The organism is Kitasatospora sp. CB01950 (genome assembly GCF_001905465.1).
Taxonomy (GTDB): Bacteria; Actinomycetota; Actinomycetes; order Streptomycetales; family Streptomycetaceae; genus Kitasatospora.
This window is the reverse complement of sequence record NZ_LISX01000015.1, coordinates 114769-130250: the sequence shown is the minus strand read 5'-3', so window position 1 is coordinate 130250 and position 15482 is coordinate 114769. Positions and strand designations below refer to the sequence as shown.

Genomic DNA, 15482 nt, shown 5'->3' with positions numbered 1-15482 from the left:
AAGCCCCGCCCAGTGGTCGAAACCACTACGTGCGACCGCCGTCCGACGGCCGCATCGAAGAAGGTGCAACCGAGGAGGCCCCATCAGCACCGAGCCCCGCATCAACGACCGGATTCGCGTCCCCGAGGTGCGACTCGTCGGTCCCAGCGGCGAGCAGGTCGGTATCGTCCCGCTCGCGAAGGCGCTGGAGCTTGCCCAGGAGTACGACCTGGACCTGGTCGAGGTCGCCGCTACGGCGCGCCCGCCGGTGTGCAAGCTCATGGACTACGGCAAGTTCAAGTACGAGTCGGCCATGAAGGCCCGTGAGGCGCGCAAGAACCAGGCGCACACGGTCATCAAGGAGATGAAGCTCCGGCCGAAGATCGACCCGCACGACTATGACACCAAGAAGGGTCACGTCGTCCGGTTCCTCAAGCAGGGCGACAAGGTCAAGATCACGATCATGTTCCGCGGTCGTGAGCAGTCCCGCCCCGAGCTGGGCTTCCGACTGCTGCAGCGGCTCGCGGAGGACGTCCAGGAGCTCGGCTTCGTGGAGTCCGCGGCCAAGCAGGACGGCCGAAACATGATCATGGTTCTCGGCCCGCACAAGAAGAAGACCGAGGCGATGGCCGAGGCCCGCGCCGCCGCCGACGCCCGCAAGGCGGAGCGGCTCGGTCGCGGCCCGGCCGCGGATCAGGCCGACGAGGTCGACGAGGTCGACGAGGTTGACCAGGTCGAGGAGACCGAGGCCGACGAGGTGGACCAGGTCGAGGAGACCGAGACCGCCGAGGTCGAGCCCGTTGCCGAGACCGCCGAGGTCGAGCAGCCCGCCGAGACCGCCCAGGACGCCTGAGCCTTCGGGTTCAGAATCCGGGCGGGATCGGCACCGGTTCCGGGGCATCCGTCCCGGAGACGAGATCCATCCAGTTCCGGCCCGCACCCCCGGGGTGCGGGCCGCGAACGGACCGACGAGGAGATACGGCGACATGCCGAAGCAGAAGACGCACAGCGGCGCCAGCAAGCGCTTCAAGATCACTGGCTCCGGGAAGGTGCTGCGCGAGCGTGCCGGCCGTCGCCACCTGCTTGAGCACAAGCCCTCGACGCTGACCCGCAAGCTGGCCGGCAACGCCGAGATGGCCCCCGGCGACGCCAAGAAGATCAAGAAGCTTCTCGGCAAGTGATCGCCCGCCTGCGGCCACGCTGCGGGCACAGCTGATCCTTTCCGACCGAATCGAATAACGGACCGGCGGCACGAACCCGGGGTCCGGAACCAAGGAGTAATGAAGTGGCACGCGTCAAGCGGGCAGTGAACGCCCACAAGAAGCGCCGGGTCATCCTGGAGCGCGCCTCCGGCTACCGTGGCCAGCGCTCGCGCCTGTACCGCAAGGCCAAGGAGCAGGTCACCCACTCGCTCGTTTACAACTTCAACGACCGCAAGAAGCGCAAGGGCGACTTCCGTCAGCTGTGGATCCAGCGCATCAACGCCGCTGCCCGCGCGAACGGCATGACCTACAACCGCTTCGTGCAGGGTCTGAAGGCCGCGGGCGTCGAGATCGACCGCAAGATGCTCGCCGAGCTCGCGGTCCACGACACCGTCGCGTTCCGCGCGCTGGTCGAGGTTGCCCAGAAGGCGCTGCCGGAGGACGTCAACGCCCCCAAGGTCGCCGCCTGATCCAGGCCGTGCCCTGACTGCTTTCCCGGACCCGCAGGCCGCCCGGCCTGCGGGTCCGTGCGTTGTTCCCTCTTGTCCTCCCGCCCCTCCGTGACGAAGAACGTGAGCATGAGCACCGAGACCCCCCTGCTGACCTCCCTGCGCTCCCCGCGCGTCGTCGCCGCCCGCCGTCTGGCCAAGCGCAACCAGCGGAGCAAGGAGCGGCGTTTCCTGGCCGAGGGCCCGCAGGCCGTGCGGGAGGCGGTGGCGTTCGGGCGGCTGCCCGGCGGGGAGCACGCCGTGGTGGAGGTCTACCTGACCCGGGAGGCCGCCGAGCGGCACGCCGAGATCGTGGAGGCGGCGCAGGCCGAGGGGCTGCCGGTGCTGACCGCGACCGAAGAGGTGATCGCGGAGATCTGCGACACCGTCACCCCGCAGGGCATCGTCGCGCTGTGCCGGTTCATCGACACGCCGTTCGAGCAGGTGCTGGCGGCCCGGCCGAAGCTGGTCGCGGTGCTCGCGCACGTGCGCGACCCCGGGAACGCGGGCACGGTGCTGCGGACGGCGGACGCGGCGGGCGCGGACGCGGTGGTGCTGACCGACGCGTCGGTCGACCCGTACAACCCGAAGGCGGTGCGGGCGTCGGTGGGCAGCCTGTTCCACCTGCCGGTCGCCACCGGGGTGCCGGTGGAGGAGGCGGTGGCGCGGCTGCGGGAGGCCGGGGTGCGGGTGCTGGCCGCGGACGGCGCCGGGCAGCGCGACCTGGACCAGGAGCTCGACGAGGGCTCCCTGGAGGGCCCGTGCGCGTGGGTTTTCGGCAATGAGGCGTGGGGCCTGCCGGAGGAGACCCGGGCGCTGGCGGACGAGGTGGTGCGCGTCCCCATTCACGGGCACGCGGAGAGCTTGAACCTCGCCACGGCCGCCGCCGTGTGCCTGTACGCCTCCGCGCGCGCCCAGCGCTCCCCCGGCGGGTGTCGCGGTACGGCCTGAGCGCGCTAGGGTCGGTCCTCAAAGCCGGTGCGGGCGGGGGAGGACACCCATGGGCGGCGACGACGGCTTGGCGACCCTGGAACCGGACGACCTGCCGGACGGGCTGGTGGTCGCGGACGCACAGGGCCGGGTGGTGGTGTTCAACCGGGCCGCCGAACGCATCACCGGCCGCTCCGCGCACTGCGCGATCGGCGTCGGGCTGGAGCAGGCGCTGCCGCTGGAGGACCTGGACGGGCGGCGCTGGTGGCCGCTGACCGACCCGTACGGCGGGCTGGCGGTGCGCAGCGGGCAGCCCGAGCGGAACCTGCTGCTGCCCGGCGGACGCGAGGTGCTGGTGTGCGCCCGCTACGTGCGGGAACGGCCGGGCGGGCCGGTGCGGCGGGTGGTGGTGACGCTGCGCGGCACCGAGGCGCGTCGGCGTACCGAGCGCAGCCACGCCGAGCTGATCGCGACCGTCGCGCACGAGCTGCGGTCGCCGCTGACCAGCGTGAAGGGCTTCACGGCGACGCTGCTGGCGAAGTGGGAGCGCTTCAACGACGGCCAGAAGCGGGTGATGCTGGAGACCGTCGACGCGGACGCGGACCGGGTGACCCGGCTGATCGCGGAGCTGCTGGACATCTCGCGGATCGACGCGGGCCGGCTGGAGATCCGCCGCCAGCGCCTGGACCTGGCGGCGGCGGTGCGCCGGCACGTGGAGGGGAAGGTCGCGGCGGGCATCCCCGAGGAGCGGTTCGACATCCGGGTCGCGGGGCCGCTGGGCGAGCAGTGGGGCGACCCGGACAAGATCGACCAGGTGCTGGCGAACCTGCTGGAGAACGCGGTCCGGCACGGTGAGGGCACCGTGACGATCGAACTCGGGCCGGCCAACGACGTGGTGGAGACCGCCGGTTCGCCGCCGCGGACGATCGAGGGCACCGCCGTCACCGTCAGCGACCAGGGCACCGGCATCGCGGAGGAGGCGATGCCGCGGGTGTTCACCCGGTTCTGGCGGGGCTCCAAGCGCGGCGGGACGGGCCTCGGGCTGTACATCGTGAAGGGCATCGTGGAGGCGCACGGCGGGGTGATCCGGATCAGTCGGGCCGAGGGCGGCGGGGCCCGGTTCCGGTTCGTGCTGCCCGCCGGTATCCCGGACTTCATGCTCTGATCGTCTTCCGCCCGGTGGTCGCCCCACGTGGCCGGTCGCGGCCTGCGACTACACTCGACCCCTGGCGTTCTCGCGGACGCCCGGCGAGGCAGCAGACCTGATCACGAGCAGGAGCACGGGAAGCATAGAGATGTCGGCACCCAACAAGTCGTACGACCCGGTCGAGGTCGAGGCCCTCAAGCCCGAGGTGGTGGAACAGGCCCGGGACGGGGCGATCGCCGCCTTCGCCGCCGCCGCCGACCTCGACGAGCTCAAGCAGGCGAAGGTCGCGCACACCGGCGACCGCTCCCCGCTCTCGCTCGCCAACCGTGAGATCGGCGCGCTGCCCCCGCAGGCCAAGGCCGCCGCGGGCAAGCTGATCGGCCAGGCCCGCGGAGCGGTCAACCAGGCCCTCGCCAAGCGGCAGGCCGAGCTGGAGGCGGAGCGCGACGCCCGGGTGCTGGTCGAGGAGGCGGTGGACGTCACGCTGCCCTACGGCCGGGTCCCGCGCGGTGCCCGGCACCCGCTGACCACGCTCGCCGAGCGCATCGAGGACACCTTCGTCGCGATGGGCTACCAGGTGGCGTCCGGCCCCGAGGTCGAGGCGGAGTGGCTGAACTTCGACGCCCTGAACCTGCACGCCGACCACCCGGCCCGCTCGATGCAGGACACCTTCTTCGTCGAGGCCCCCGACGGCACCGCCGACTCCGGCATCGTGCTGCGCACCCAGACCTCGCCGGTGCAGATCCGCGCGATGCTGGCCGGCGAGCCGCCGCTGTACGCGGTCTCCCCGGGCCGGGTGTACCGGACCGACGAGCTCGACGCCACGCACACCCCGGTGTTCCGCCAGGTCGAGGCGATCGCGGTGGACGAGGGCCTGACCTTCGGCCACCTGAAGGGCACCATCGAGGTGCTGGTGGAGAAGCTGATCGGCGGCGGCCTGGAGCTGCGCTGGCGGCCCTCGTACTTCCCGTTCACCGAGCCCAGCGCCGAGATCGACCTGCAGTGCTTCGTGTGCCGCGGCGCCTCGGTGGGCAACCCCGACCGTCCGTGCCGGACCTGCTCCTCGGAGGGCTGGATCGAGCTGGGCGGCTGCGGCGTGGTCAACCCCCGCGTGCTGGTCGCCGCGGGCATCGACCCGAACCGCTACAGCGGATTCGCGTTCGGCCTGGGCCTGGAGCGGATTCTGATGAACCGTCACAACGTCGCCGACATGCGCGACATGGTCGAGGGTGACGTCCGCTTCACCCTCCCGTTCGGGATGGAGATCTGATGCGCGTCCCGCTTTCCTGGCTGCGCGAGTACGTCGACCTGCCGGCGGGTGAGACCGGACGCGACGTCGCGGCCCGGCTGGTCCGCGCCGGCCTTGAGGTCGAGACGGTCGAGCAGCTCGGCACCGACATCAAGGGCCCGCTGGTGGTCGGCGAGGTCCTCTCCATCGAGGAACTGCCCGGCTTCAAGAAGCCGATCCGGCACTGCTTCGTCAACGTGGGCAACGCCAACGGCACCGGCGAGCCGCAGGAGATCGTCTGCGGCGCGACCAACTTCCGGGTCGGCGACAAGGTCGTGGTGATCCTGCCCGGCGGCGTGCTGCCCGGCCCGTTCCCGATCTCCGCCCGGCAGACCTACGGCCGCACCTCGGCCGGCATGATCTGCTCCGCCCGCGAGTTGGGCATGGGCGACGACCACAACGGCATCATCGTGCTGCCGCCCGAGTTCGAGGCCGGCACCGACGCGATCGAGCTGCTCCAGCTGGTCGACGAGGTCCTCGACATCGCCGTCACCCCGGACCGCGGCTACTGCCTGTCGATGCGCGGCGTGGCCCGCGAGGCCGCCGCCGCGTACGGCCTGCCGCTGGCCGACCCGGCGCTGCTGGACGTGCCGCCGGCGAACTCGTACGGCTACCTGGTGAAGGTCGCCGACCCGGTCGGCTGCGACCGCTTCGTGGCGCGCACCGTCACCGGCGTGAACCCGGCCGCGCAGTCGCCGATCTGGCTGCAGCGCCGCCTGCAGAAGTCCGGCATCCGGCCGATCTCGCTGGCCGTCGACATCACCAACTACGTGATGCTGGAGGTCGGCCAGCCGCTGCACGCGTACGACCGCGAGCGCGTCGACGGGCCGATCCAGGTCCGCCGCGCCGCCGACGGCGAGACGCTGACCACGCTGGACGGCGTCAAGCGCAAGCTGTCCGCCGAGGACCTGCTGATCTGCGACAACTCCGGCCCGATCGGCCTGGCCGGTGTGATGGGCGGGGCGACCACCGAGATCCTGGAACCGGTCTACGACCCGGAGACCGGCGTCGTCACCGGCTCCACCGAGATCATCATCGAGGCCGCGCACTTCGAGCCGGTCGCGATCGCCCGCTCCGCGAAGCGCCACAAGCTGCCCTCCGAGGCGTCCAAGCGCTTCGAGCGCGGCGTCGACCCGGAGGCCACCCGGGCCGCCGCGCAGCGCGCCGTGGACCTGCTGGTGCTGATCGCCGGCGGCACCGCCGAGGCCGGTGTCACCGACATCGCCGCCCCGCGCCCGGTGCGCACCATCACCATCGACGCCGGTCTGCCCGACCGCGTCGCCGGCGCCGAGTACGGTCGCGAGACCGTCACCCGCCGCCTGCAGGAGGTCGGCTGCGGGGTCGTCGGCGCGGACGTCCTGGAGGTCACCCCGCCGTCCTGGCGGCCCGACCTGACCGACCCGTACGACCTGGTCGAGGAGGTCGTCCGGCTGGAGGGCTACGACAACGTCCCCGCCCGGATGCCCATCACCCCGCCCGGCCGCGGTCTGAGCGAGGCGCAGCGCTTCCACCGCCGGGTCGGCGTGGCGCTGGCCGGCGCCGGCTACGTGGAGATCAACGCGTACCCGTTCGTCGGCGAGGCCGCGTTCGACGGCCTCGGCCTGGACGCGGACGACGCGCGCCGCCGCACCGTGAAGCTGGTCAACCCGCTGAACGACGCCGAGCCGGCGCTGCGCACCACGCTGCTGCCGGGTCTGCTGGGCGCGCTGCGCCGCAACGTGGGCCGCGGCAACACCGACCTGGCGCTGTTCGAGACGGGCACGGTGTTCCTGCCGAAGGCGGAGCCGAAGGTCGCGCCGCGACTGCCGGTCGACCGCCGTCCGACCGAGGAGCAGCTCGCCGAGCTGGACGCGGCGCTGCCGGACCAGCCGCGCCGGGTCGCCGTCGCGCTGACCGGCGAGCGGCTGCCGTCGGGCTGGTGGGGCAAGGGCGCGCCGTCCGGCTGGGCGGACGCGATCGAGGCGGCCCGCACGGTCGCCGCGGCCGCGGGCGTGGAGCTGACGGTCCGCCAGGCGCAGTACGCGCCGTGGCACCCGGGCCGCTGCGCCGAGCTGCTGGTCGGCGACGAGGTCGTCGGCCACGCCGGTGAACTGCACCCGCGGGTCATCAAGGCGCTGCACCTGCCGGAGCGGACCTCCGCGATGGAGATCGACCTGGACCTGGTGTTCGAGGACGGCCGCCGGGTCTCCGGCCCGCCGGTCTCGGCGTACCCGGTGGCGACGCAGGACGTGGCGCTGATCGTGGACGCGGGCGTGCACGCGGCGGACGTGGAGGCGGCGCTGCGCGAGGGTGCGGGCGAACTGCTGGAGTCGCTGCGGCTGTTCGACGTGTTCACGGGCGAGCAGGCCGGTGAGGGCAAGAAGTCGCTGGCGTACACGCTGCGCTTCCGTGCCGCGGACCGGACGCTGACCGCGGACGAGGCGTCCGCGGCGCGCGAGTCGGCGGTCGCGGTGGCCGCGGAGCGCACCGGCGCGGTGCTGCGCGGGGCCTGACACGACGGGCGGAGCCCCGCCGGGCCGGGACCTTCGGGTCGCGGCGCGGCGGGGCTCCGTCGTGTCTGCCTGCGGGTGGGGCTGACTGCGGGTGGTGCTACGTGCGGGTGGGCCGTGTGCAGGCAGGGCTGATTGCGGGTGGGGCTACTTGCAGGTGGTGTCCTTCAGGACGGTGACGATCTTGTCGCCGTCCGCGGGGGTGAGGCCCTTGGCGTCGGGGAACTTGCTCACGGCGAGGGCGCCGAGGCCCGCGCCGTCGGCGGAGGGCTTCTTGATCTCCTTGCAGATCTCGGCGGCGGCGTCGATCGCCTTCTGCTGATCGTCGATCAGGTCCGGGTTGATGCCCTTCAGGCCGGTGAGCATGTTGAGTTCGGCGTCGATCGCCTGGTCCCAGTTGTCGTCCGAGGGTTCCGCGGCGGCCGGCGTCTTGGCCTTGCTCTTGGAGCCGGTGCCCGGGAAGTCGCACGAGGTGAGAGTGAGGGCGACACCGAGGGCCAGGCAGCCCAGGGCGGTTCGCGTGATGACGGATCGCATGGGGGACACTGTGCCAGAACGGCGACGCGGGGCGGGCTCGGTCCCGAAAAGGTGTGCGGGACACCACGGTTGACGGTTGTTTCGCGGTGGGCGGCGTCGTTCGGGCGGGGTGGCGGCTTCGCGGTGGGCCGCGGCCGTTACAGCGGGCGGTGCATGATGTGCAGTCCGACGAGGCCGTGGGCGGGGTGGCGGAAGCCCTCCGGGACGGTGCCGAGGACGGTGAATCCGAGGGACTCGTACAGGCGCACGGCGGGCGTGTTGGTGGCGACCACGGCGTTGAACTGCATGGCGCGGAAGCCCTGTTGGCGGGCCCAGTCGAGGCTGTGCGCGCACAGGGCGCGGCCGATGCCGCGGCCGGCGTGGTCGGGGTCGACCAGGTAGCTGGCGCCGGCGACGTGCGCGCCGTTGCCCCACTGGTTGTTGTTCATCTTGGCGGTGCCGAGGACGGTGCCGTCCTCGTCCACGGCGACGACGGTGCGGTTGGGGGCCGTCAGCAGCCACCAGGCGCGGGCGGTGTCGGCGTCGAGGTCGACCGGGTAGGTGAAGGTTTCGCCGGCGCGGACGATGCGTCGGAAGAACGGCCAGATGGCGGCCCAGTCCTCGGGGGTGGCGTCGCGAATCATCATCCGGGACAGCATGGCGGTGCCGCGCGGGGTGGTCCAGCGGTTTTTCCGCCGTGTGCTGCGTCGCGTGTCGTGCTGTGCCGTGGGTCGGCGCGGTGGGGGCGGCGGGCGAGTTCCGGCGGCTTTGTCGGCGAGTACCCATCAGATCCGGTCGGACGTCTTGCGGGTCTGCGAGGCGTTCGCTTCAATCCTGGTTAGGAAACTTTCCTAACCCTCTCCTGTGGGCACTCCCGTGCCCGCAGCCGGCCGACGGAGCGTCAGATGCAGACCAAGCACCGCACCACCCGCGCCGCCCTCGCGGTCCTGTTCGCCGCCCTCCCGCTCACCCTGGCCGCCGCCGGGACGGGCACCGCCGCCGCGGCGTCCGTGGGCCTGGACGACCCGCACAAGAAGGACATCGCCATGCAGTTGGTCTCCTCGGCGGAGAACTCCTCGCTCGACTGGAAGGCCCAGTACGGGTACATCGAGGACATCGGCGACGGGCGCGGCTACACCGCCGGGATCATCGGGTTCTGTTCGGGCACCGGCGACATGTTGGAGCTGGTGCAGCACTACACCGACCTCAAGTCCGGCAACGTGCTGGCGAAGTACCTGCCCGCGCTGAAGAAGGTCAACGGCAGCGAGTCGCACTCCGGCCTCGGCAGCGCGTTCGTCAACGACTGGAAGGCCGCCGCCAAGGACGCCGTCTTCCAGACCGCGCAGAACGACGAGCGCGACCGGGTGTACTTCAACCCCTCGGTGAAGCAGGCCAAGACCGACGGGCTGCGCGCGCTCGGCCAGTTCGTCTACTACGACGCGATCGTGATGCACGGCCCCGGCACCAGCTCCGACTCCTTCGGCGGCATTCGCACGGCCGCCATGAAGAAGGCCAAGACGCCCGCCCAGGGCGGCGACGAGGCGACCTACCTGAACGCCTTCCTGGACGCCCGGAAGGTGGTCATGAAGCAGGAGGAGGCGCACGCCGACACCAGCCGGGTCGACACCGAGCAGCGGGTGTTCCTGAACGCCAAGAACTTCGACCTGAACCCGCCGCTGAAGTGGAAGGTCTACGGCGACGCGTACCAGATCAACAGCTGATCGCACCGCCGGTCGAGTGCCCGGTCCCCGCGCTGGCCGGGGCCGGGCGCTCGCGATTGTCGATGGTTCGTCAACACACCTACTGCGCACGGTTATTACAACTTGGACACAGCCGAGGTGTCGGGGCCCGGCCGGTCGGTAGCGTCGGCCCCGACCCGCGCCCGTTTCCGAGGGGGAGCCATGCGCATCCGAGCGACCGTCGCCGCCGCCTGCCTGACCGCCGTCCTCGCGGTGGCCGGCTGCGCACCGGCCGGCGGCGTGCGCGACCTGGCGTTCGAGGCCGACCGGGCCGCCGGCGACGTCGAACTGACCGCCTGCGCCGTCGACGACGAACTGCACTGGCCCGCCGCGACCGTCAGGATCACCAACCACTCCGCCACCACCAGCAACTACGTGGTGCAGATCGCCTTCCTCGACCGCTCCGGCCGCCAGGTCACCGAGGGCGTCGCCGCTGCCAGCACCCTCGCCCCCGCGCAGGACGCTCTCGAACAGGCCCAGGGCACCGCCGACCCGAACGGCCCGGTCAGCTGCCGGGTCGTCGACATCGCCCGGTACGCCACGCCCTGACCGGACAGACCCCGGGCCGCGCCCCTGACCGGCGGGCCCTGGAACGGCCTCGGCCGCCCCCTGCCGGGAAGCAGGGGACGGCCGAGGGGCGGTGACGGAAGGTCAGGCGGTGTAGTCGTAGAAGCCGCGGCCGGACTTGCGGCCCAGCAGGCCCGCGTCCACCATCCGCGACAGCAGCGGCGGGGCGGCGAACAGCGGCTCCTTGTACTCGTCGTACATCGACTCGGCGATCGACACGATGGTGTCCAGGCCGATCAGGTCGCACAGCCGCAGCGGGCCCATCGGGTGGGCGCAGCCGGCCTCCATGCCCTTGTCGATGTCCGCGGCCGTCGCCACGCCCGACTCGAACATCCGCACCGCCGACAGCAGGTACGGCACCAGCAGCGCGTTGACCACGAAACCGGCCCGGTCGCGGGCCCGGATCGGCTCCTTGCCGAGCGCCTCGACGGCGAACTGCTCGGCGCGGGTGGTGGTCTCCGCCGAGGTGGTCAGCGTCGGGATGACCTCGACCAGCTTCTGCACCGGCGCCGGGTTGAAGAAGTGCAGGCCGATCACCTGCTCCGGGCGGCTGGTCGCCGCCGCCAGCTTCACGATCGGGATCGAGGAGGTGTTCGACGCCAGGATCGCGTCGCGGCGGGACACCACCTGGTCCAGCGTCTGGAAGATCTTGATCTTGATGTCCTCGCGCTCCGCGACCGCCTCGACCACCAGGTCACGGTCGCGGAAGTCCGCCAGGTCGGTGGTGAACGCCAGCCGCGACAGCGCCTCGTCGCGCTGCTCCTCCGTCAGCTTGCCGCGTCGAACGGCGGTCTCCAGGGAGTTGGTCAGCCGGGTCCGGCCCAGCTCCAGCGCCTCGCCACTGGCCTCCGAGACCAGCACGTCCAGGCCGGAACGGGCGAAGACCTCGGCGATGCCCGACCCCATGAGGCCGCAGCCGACTACTCCGACGCGCGCGATGTCACTCACTCAGATGCCCTTCACGTGGAGCTGGGGGTCACCCAGCCGGTGGTGTGACGGCCACCGCACCCCGGTCGGGGCCCGGCAGTCCGCCCGGACGACGGTACTACCTGCCTTAACGCTCGTTCACCCCGGACCGGTCCCGGCCCCGCCCCACCGATCGGGTGAGTGTCGGCGGTGCGCCCGCGTCCGCCGCGCGGCCGGGACCAGAATGCGAACGTCCATCCGCAGGAGGGAGCAGGCAGGTGGGAACCGGATCACTCGCCGGACAGGTCGGACTGATCACCGGCGCCGGGCGCGGCATCGGCCGGGAGATCGCCATCGGCCTCGCCGCCGAGGGCATGGCCGTCGGCCTGCTCGGACGCACCCAGCAGACGCTGATCGACACCCTCAAGGAGTGCGTCCGGCACGGGTCGCGCGGCGTCGCCGTCACCGCCGACGTCTGCAACCCCGGCGCCGTCCGCGAAGCCGTCCGCGCCGTCGAACGCGACCTCGGACCCGTCGACCTGCTGGTCAACAACGCCGGGCAGGTCGACCGCGCCGAAGTGCCGATCTGGGAGACCGACCCCGTCCAGTGGTGGCAGGTCGTCGAGACCAACCTGCGCGGCCCCTACAACCTGCTGCGGCACCTGCTGCCCGGGATGGTGGAACGCGGACGGGGGCGGGTCGTCAACCTGAACAGCGGATTCGCGCTGCGCCCCGACGGCGACTACACCGCGTACGCGACGTCCAAGGGCGCGCTGCTGCAGCTCTCCGACAACATCGCCGACTCGGTCGGGCAGCACGGCATCGTGGTGCTCGACATCAGCCCCGGCGCCGTCGAGACCGAGATGACCGCCGGGATGCCGATGTTCCACGACAAGAAGACGTGGGGCTCCATCCCGTACATGGTCGCCGTCACGGTGGACGCCGCGCGGGGGCGGTTCGACGCGCTGCACGGCCGCTTCCTGCACGCCGGGCGGGACAACCTGGAGACGCTGGCCTCCGCCGCCGAGGCCATCCGGGCCGTGGACGCGCGCACGCTGCGGCTGCGGGCGTACGGGCCGGACGATCCGATGGGCTGATGAGCCGGTGAGCCGGTGAGCCGGTGAGCCGATGAGCCGGTGGTCTGGCGGTCGGTTGACGGGCTCGGTTGACGGGCTCGGTCGGCGGTTTCGGTCGGCGGTTTCGGTCGGCGGTTTTCTAGAGGTCGAGCAGGGCGGCGAGGTCGGACTCGGGGAGGGAGCCGACCGGGCGGCCCTCGCGGGCGAAGTCGCCTGCCAGCTGTTGGAGGGCGGCGTTGAGGGGCGTCGGCATGCCGTGCAGGCGGCCGAGCAGGACGATCTCGCCGTTCAGCCAGTCCGCCTCGATGTCGCCGGTGCCGCGCGCCAGGCTCTGCCAGGACGAGCCGCCGCCGCGCTCCACACCGGGCAGCGGCGCCAGCGTCATCCGGTCGCCGCGCCGGGCCCGCTGCTCCTCCTCCGACGGGTGGGCGATGCCCGCCGCCGCCAGGACCGCCCGGCCCTCCGCCTGGCCGCGCTCCCACAGCCGCATGCGCAGCTCGCCGTCGATCGGCCCCGCCACCGCCTCCAGGGCGTTCGGGAGGTTGCTCAGCAGCTTTCCGTACTTCCAGTCCATCACCCGATCGGTGACCGGGGCGTCGAAGAACGAGGCGGTGAGGTCGGCCGAGATCCGCTCCGCGAGGTCGTCCGTGCCGTGCGGGTAGCGGCCCAGGTGCAGCATGCCCGTGCGCGGTGCGCCCGCCGCCGAGACCCGGCCCGGTTCCAGGTGTGCGGACGGCAGCCACACGCACATCCCGTACACCTGGGCGAAGCGGCGCAGCGCCAGGCGTTCGTTCTCCACGCCGTTCTGCGCGCACACCAGCGGCAGCCGCTCGCCCGCCGTGCCGCCGCCCTCGACCGGGCGGGGCGCCCACTGGTCGATCAGCTCCGCCGAGTGCTGGGTCTTCACCGCCAGCACCAGGACGTCGTCCGGCCGCAGCTCGATCTCCTCCGGCCCGCCGATCGCCGGGACGGGCAGCCGGTGCGCGCCGTCCGGGGTGGTCAGGTGCAGGCCGTCCTTGCGCAGCGCCGCGAGGTGTGGGCCGCGGGCGACCAGGACCACGTCGTGGCCGCTCTGGTGGAGACGTCCGCCGATGGTGCCGCCGACCGCGCCGGCGCCGAGGAAGAGATAGCGCATGGGTCGAGCATCGCACGTGCGGGGGAGGGGAGTTGAGGGGGTCTGCTACGAGCAGAGTGCGTCGGGGGCGGGGAGTTGAGGGGAGTTGCGGGAGGTGAAGGGAGCTGGGGTGGGCTGCTAGGAGCAGAGTTCGGAGGCGGTCACTGCGTGCAGGCCCTTGGCGGTGAGTCCGTCGAGGACGGCGGGGAGGGCTGTCACGGTGCCCTGGTGGTCCATGTGGAGGGCGACCACCGAGCCGGCCGCCGCGGAGTTGAGCACCCGTTTGGTGATGGTGTCCGGGCCGGGGTCGGTGTAGTCGAGCGGGTCGATGTCGAAGGACAGGATGTGGTCGTAACCGACCTGCTGTGCCTGTTCCTTGACCATTCGTGTCGCATATTGCGCGGCGGACGGGCGGAACCAGCGACCTATCGATCCGGTCAGGCGTTGGAGGCGTTCGGCGCACTGGGCTATCTCGTCGCGGGCCTGCTCCGGGCGCATCGAGGATATGTCCAGGTGGTTCTGGGTGTGGTTGCCGAGTTCGTGGCCGCCGTCGAGTATTCGCCGCGCCATCTGCGGCTGCTCGTCCAGCCAACTGCCCACCACCAGCACGGTCAGCCGCGCCCCGTGCTCCTCGGCGGCCTCCAGCAGCGCCGTTGCGAGGGCCGGGTCGCCCTGGCCGTGGAAGGTCAGGGCGAGTTGGGGACGGCTGTGCGGGCCGCTGATCACCTCCTGCGGGGTGTCCGGGGCGAGCGGCGGCAGGGCGGACGCGGAGGGGGCGGCGGGTTCGGTGCCGGCTTCGGGTTCGGCGGACGGGCTTTCGGCGAGGTGGGAGGGCTGCGGGCGGGCGGCGACGGAGTCGGTGCCGTGATGGTTCCGGTCGGCGGCGTGACTGCACGTGGCGGTGAGCCCGGCGGTGGCGGTGATCGCGGCCAGACGGGCGGAGGAACGCAGCACAGTGCGGCGGTCGAGAGTCATCGCGGCCCACCCTATGCGGAGGCCTCGGCGGTGCGACAACGGTTGCCGCCCAGACGGGTGGACGGGTGTGAGTGGGGAGGGGTGGGGAGGGGCGGGCGGTGGGCGTCAGGTGGGGACGGGGGCCTCGGCGGGGGCCTCGACGGGGGTCTTGGCGAGGGCTTTGGCAGGTCGGGGTGGGCCGAGGAGGAGGGCGGCGGTGACGAGCGCGGCTCCGAGGAGTTGGAGCGGGGTGGGGGCGGTGGAGGTGAGGACCGCGCCGGACAGGGTCGCGGTGAGCGGGATCAGGCCGCCGAACAGGCCGGCGTGCTCCGGGGCGAGGCGGCTCAGCGCCGAGTACCAGAGGAGGAAGGCGGTGGTGGTCATCAGCAGGGCGAGGAAGAGCAGGGCGAGCAGTTCGGCGACGGTCGGGAGACGGACGGGGGAGGAGGAGAACGCGGCTGTCACGGCGAACAGGGGGACGGCGAGGGCGGTGGTGTACGCGGAGACCCGGACCGGGCCGAGCCGTGGCAGGAGCGGCACCGCGAGGAGCGAGAACGCGGCCTCGCAGAGGAGCGTCCCGGCGGCGCACAGCACGCCGGTCGTGTCGCCGTGGCCGAAGCCCTGGGTGAGCGCGGCGCCGAGGACGACGAGGGCGGCGGCGAGAAGGAGGCGTCCGGCGGGGCGGCGGCGGGTGAGGAGCGGGCCGAGGACGCCCATGAGGAGGGGCGTGCCGCCGACGATGCTGCCGACGACGGCGGGGTCGGTGTGGCGCAGGGCGGTGACGAGGAGGAGGTTGAACGCGAAGAGGCCGGTGGCGGAGAGGGCGAGGAGAAGCCCGAGTTCGCGGGGGGTCGGGCGGGTGGCGAGCCTTGGTTGGCGGCGGACGAGGGCGAGGAGGATGGCGGCGGCGAGCGCGTAGCGGAGGGCCTGGCCGGCGGCGACGGGGTAGGAGGAGAAGGTCGCGGTGACGCCGGTGGAACAACCGAGAAGGGTCATAGCGACGGCGGCTTGCAGGGTGCCGGTGGCGCGAGGGGTGGTGACGGGCATGACTGCGACGCTAGGGGGGAAGTGGTTCGGTTCCCAGGGC

16 protein-coding genes are annotated in these 15482 nt (G+C 72.3%); 10 read left to right on the top strand and 6 right to left on the bottom strand.

What is annotated here, in order from left to right; all coding sequences use genetic code 11:
- Positions 1–82: 82 nt before the first annotated feature.
- The 7 genes from infC (at position 83) to pheT (ending at position 7526) form a co-directional block, all read left to right on the top strand.
- Entirely contained in the window at positions 83–832 is a 750-nt protein-coding gene (gene infC / locus AMK19_RS29390; protein WP_083647470.1) for a translation initiation factor IF-3, read from the top strand.
- 133 nt (positions 833–965) lie between these two features.
- The gene (rpmI, locus tag AMK19_RS29380) at positions 966–1160 is read left to right on the top strand and encodes a 50S ribosomal protein L35 (RefSeq protein WP_030268653.1); all 195 of its coding nucleotides are present in this window, start codon (positions 966–968) and stop codon (positions 1158–1160) included.
- 104 nt (positions 1161–1264) lie between these two features.
- Entirely contained in the window at positions 1265–1651 is a 387-nt protein-coding gene (rplT, locus tag AMK19_RS29375; protein ID WP_073817261.1) for a 50S ribosomal protein L20, read from the top strand.
- Between the two features lie 108 nt (positions 1652–1759).
- Entirely contained in the window at positions 1760–2620 is an 861-nt protein-coding gene (locus AMK19_RS29370) for a TrmH family RNA methyltransferase (protein ID WP_073817259.1), read from the top strand.
- Positions 2621–2669: 49 nt separating this feature from the next.
- Entirely contained in the window at positions 2670–3764 is a 1095-nt protein-coding gene (locus AMK19_RS29365) for a sensor histidine kinase (RefSeq protein WP_073817256.1), read from the top strand.
- Positions 3765–3894: 130 nt separating this feature from the next.
- Complete coding sequence (gene pheS, locus AMK19_RS29360; RefSeq protein ID WP_073817253.1) at positions 3895–5016, top strand: phenylalanine--tRNA ligase subunit alpha; 1122 nt, start codon at positions 3895–3897, stop codon at positions 5014–5016.
- Positions 5016–7526, top strand: coding sequence for a phenylalanine--tRNA ligase subunit beta (gene pheT / locus AMK19_RS29355; protein WP_073817250.1), 2511 nt, complete (start codon positions 5016–5018; stop codon positions 7524–7526). Before pheS ends, pheT begins: the two co-directional genes overlap by 1 nt.
- 144 nt (positions 7527–7670) lie before the next feature.
- On the opposite strand, the gene AMK19_RS29350 is transcribed toward pheT, so the two are convergent.
- Together AMK19_RS29350 and AMK19_RS29345 are read right to left on the bottom strand one after the other, a co-directional pair.
- Positions 7671–8060: a hypothetical protein gene (locus tag AMK19_RS29350; RefSeq protein ID WP_073817247.1), complete on the bottom strand. Its 390-nt coding sequence runs from the start codon at positions 8058–8060 to the stop codon at positions 7671–7673.
- 137 nt (positions 8061–8197) lie between these two features.
- Positions 8198–8686: a GNAT family N-acetyltransferase gene (locus AMK19_RS29345; RefSeq protein WP_073817338.1), complete on the bottom strand. Its 489-nt coding sequence runs from the start codon at positions 8684–8686 to the stop codon at positions 8198–8200.
- 258 nt (positions 8687–8944) lie between these two features.
- Here AMK19_RS29345 and AMK19_RS29340 point away from each other — a divergent pair, with 258 nt between their 5' ends.
- Both AMK19_RS29340 and AMK19_RS29335 read left to right on the top strand, forming a co-directional pair.
- On the top strand, positions 8945–9760 hold the full coding sequence (locus AMK19_RS29340) for a chitosanase (protein ID WP_073817244.1): 816 nt from the start codon (positions 8945–8947) through the stop codon (positions 9758–9760).
- 180 nt (positions 9761–9940) lie between these two features.
- The gene (locus AMK19_RS29335; RefSeq protein WP_073817240.1) at positions 9941–10327 is read left to right on the top strand and encodes a hypothetical protein; all 387 of its coding nucleotides are present in this window, start codon (positions 9941–9943) and stop codon (positions 10325–10327) included.
- Positions 10328–10429: 102 nt separating this feature from the next.
- Here the strand turns inward: AMK19_RS29335 and AMK19_RS29330 are convergent, their stop codons facing one another.
- Positions 10430–11293 (bottom strand): 3-hydroxybutyryl-CoA dehydrogenase, encoded by an 864-nt coding sequence (locus AMK19_RS29330; RefSeq protein ID WP_073817236.1) that lies wholly within the window; start codon positions 11291–11293, stop codon positions 10430–10432.
- 236 nt (positions 11294–11529) lie between these two features.
- Here AMK19_RS29330 and AMK19_RS29325 point away from each other — a divergent pair, with 236 nt between their 5' ends.
- Entirely contained in the window at positions 11530–12348 is an 819-nt protein-coding gene (locus AMK19_RS29325) for an SDR family NAD(P)-dependent oxidoreductase (protein ID WP_073817233.1), read from the top strand.
- A 118-nt stretch (positions 12349–12466) separates the two neighbouring features.
- On the opposite strand, the gene AMK19_RS29320 is transcribed toward AMK19_RS29325, so the two are convergent.
- The 3 genes from AMK19_RS29320 to AMK19_RS29310 all read right to left on the bottom strand — a co-directional run bounded on the left by AMK19_RS29320 (position 12467) and on the right by AMK19_RS29310 (position 15442).
- Positions 12467–13462, bottom strand: coding sequence for a ketopantoate reductase family protein (locus AMK19_RS29320; RefSeq protein ID WP_073817229.1), 996 nt, complete (start codon positions 13460–13462; stop codon positions 12467–12469).
- A 117-nt stretch (positions 13463–13579) separates the two neighbouring features.
- Complete coding sequence (locus tag AMK19_RS29315; RefSeq protein ID WP_073817226.1) at positions 13580–14416, bottom strand: polysaccharide deacetylase family protein; 837 nt, start codon at positions 14414–14416, stop codon at positions 13580–13582.
- A gap of 105 nt (positions 14417–14521) precedes the next feature.
- Positions 14522–15442: a DMT family transporter gene (locus AMK19_RS29310; protein WP_073817223.1), complete on the bottom strand. Its 921-nt coding sequence runs from the start codon at positions 15440–15442 to the stop codon at positions 14522–14524.
- Positions 15443–15482 lie beyond the last annotated feature (40 nt).

What these genes read in the sequence shown, in the direction of transcription:
- rpmI (WP_030268653.1), top strand. Translation starts at nt 966, where the DNA reads ATGCCGAAGCAGAAGACGCACAGCGGCGCCAGCAAGCGCTTCAAGATC.
- AMK19_RS29370 (WP_073817259.1), top strand. Translation starts at nt 1,760, where the DNA reads ATGAGCACCGAGACCCCCCTGCTGACCTCCCTGCGCTCCCCGCGCGTC.
- AMK19_RS29365 (WP_073817256.1), top strand. Translation starts at nt 2,670, where the DNA reads ATGGGCGGCGACGACGGCTTGGCGACCCTGGAACCGGACGACCTGCCG.
- pheS (WP_073817253.1), top strand. Translation starts at nt 3,895, where the DNA reads ATGTCGGCACCCAACAAGTCGTACGACCCGGTCGAGGTCGAGGCCCTC.
- pheT (WP_073817250.1), top strand. Translation starts at nt 5,016, where the DNA reads ATGCGCGTCCCGCTTTCCTGGCTGCGCGAGTACGTCGACCTGCCGGCG.
- AMK19_RS29350 (WP_073817247.1), bottom strand. Translation starts at nt 8,060, where the DNA reads ATGCGATCCGTCATCACGCGAACCGCCCTGGGCTGCCTGGCCCTCGGT.
- AMK19_RS29345 (WP_073817338.1), bottom strand. Translation starts at nt 8,686, where the DNA reads ATGATGATTCGCGACGCCACCCCCGAGGACTGGGCCGCCATCTGGCCG.
- AMK19_RS29340 (WP_073817244.1), top strand. Translation starts at nt 8,945, where the DNA reads ATGCAGACCAAGCACCGCACCACCCGCGCCGCCCTCGCGGTCCTGTTC.
- AMK19_RS29335 (WP_073817240.1), top strand. Translation starts at nt 9,941, where the DNA reads ATGCGCATCCGAGCGACCGTCGCCGCCGCCTGCCTGACCGCCGTCCTC.
- AMK19_RS29320 (WP_073817229.1), bottom strand. Translation starts at nt 13,462, where the DNA reads ATGCGCTATCTCTTCCTCGGCGCCGGCGCGGTCGGCGGCACCATCGGC.
- AMK19_RS29315 (WP_073817226.1), bottom strand. Translation starts at nt 14,416, where the DNA reads ATGACTCTCGACCGCCGCACTGTGCTGCGTTCCTCCGCCCGTCTGGCC.
- AMK19_RS29310 (WP_073817223.1), bottom strand. Translation starts at nt 15,442, where the DNA reads ATGCCCGTCACCACCCCTCGCGCCACCGGCACCCTGCAAGCCGCCGTC.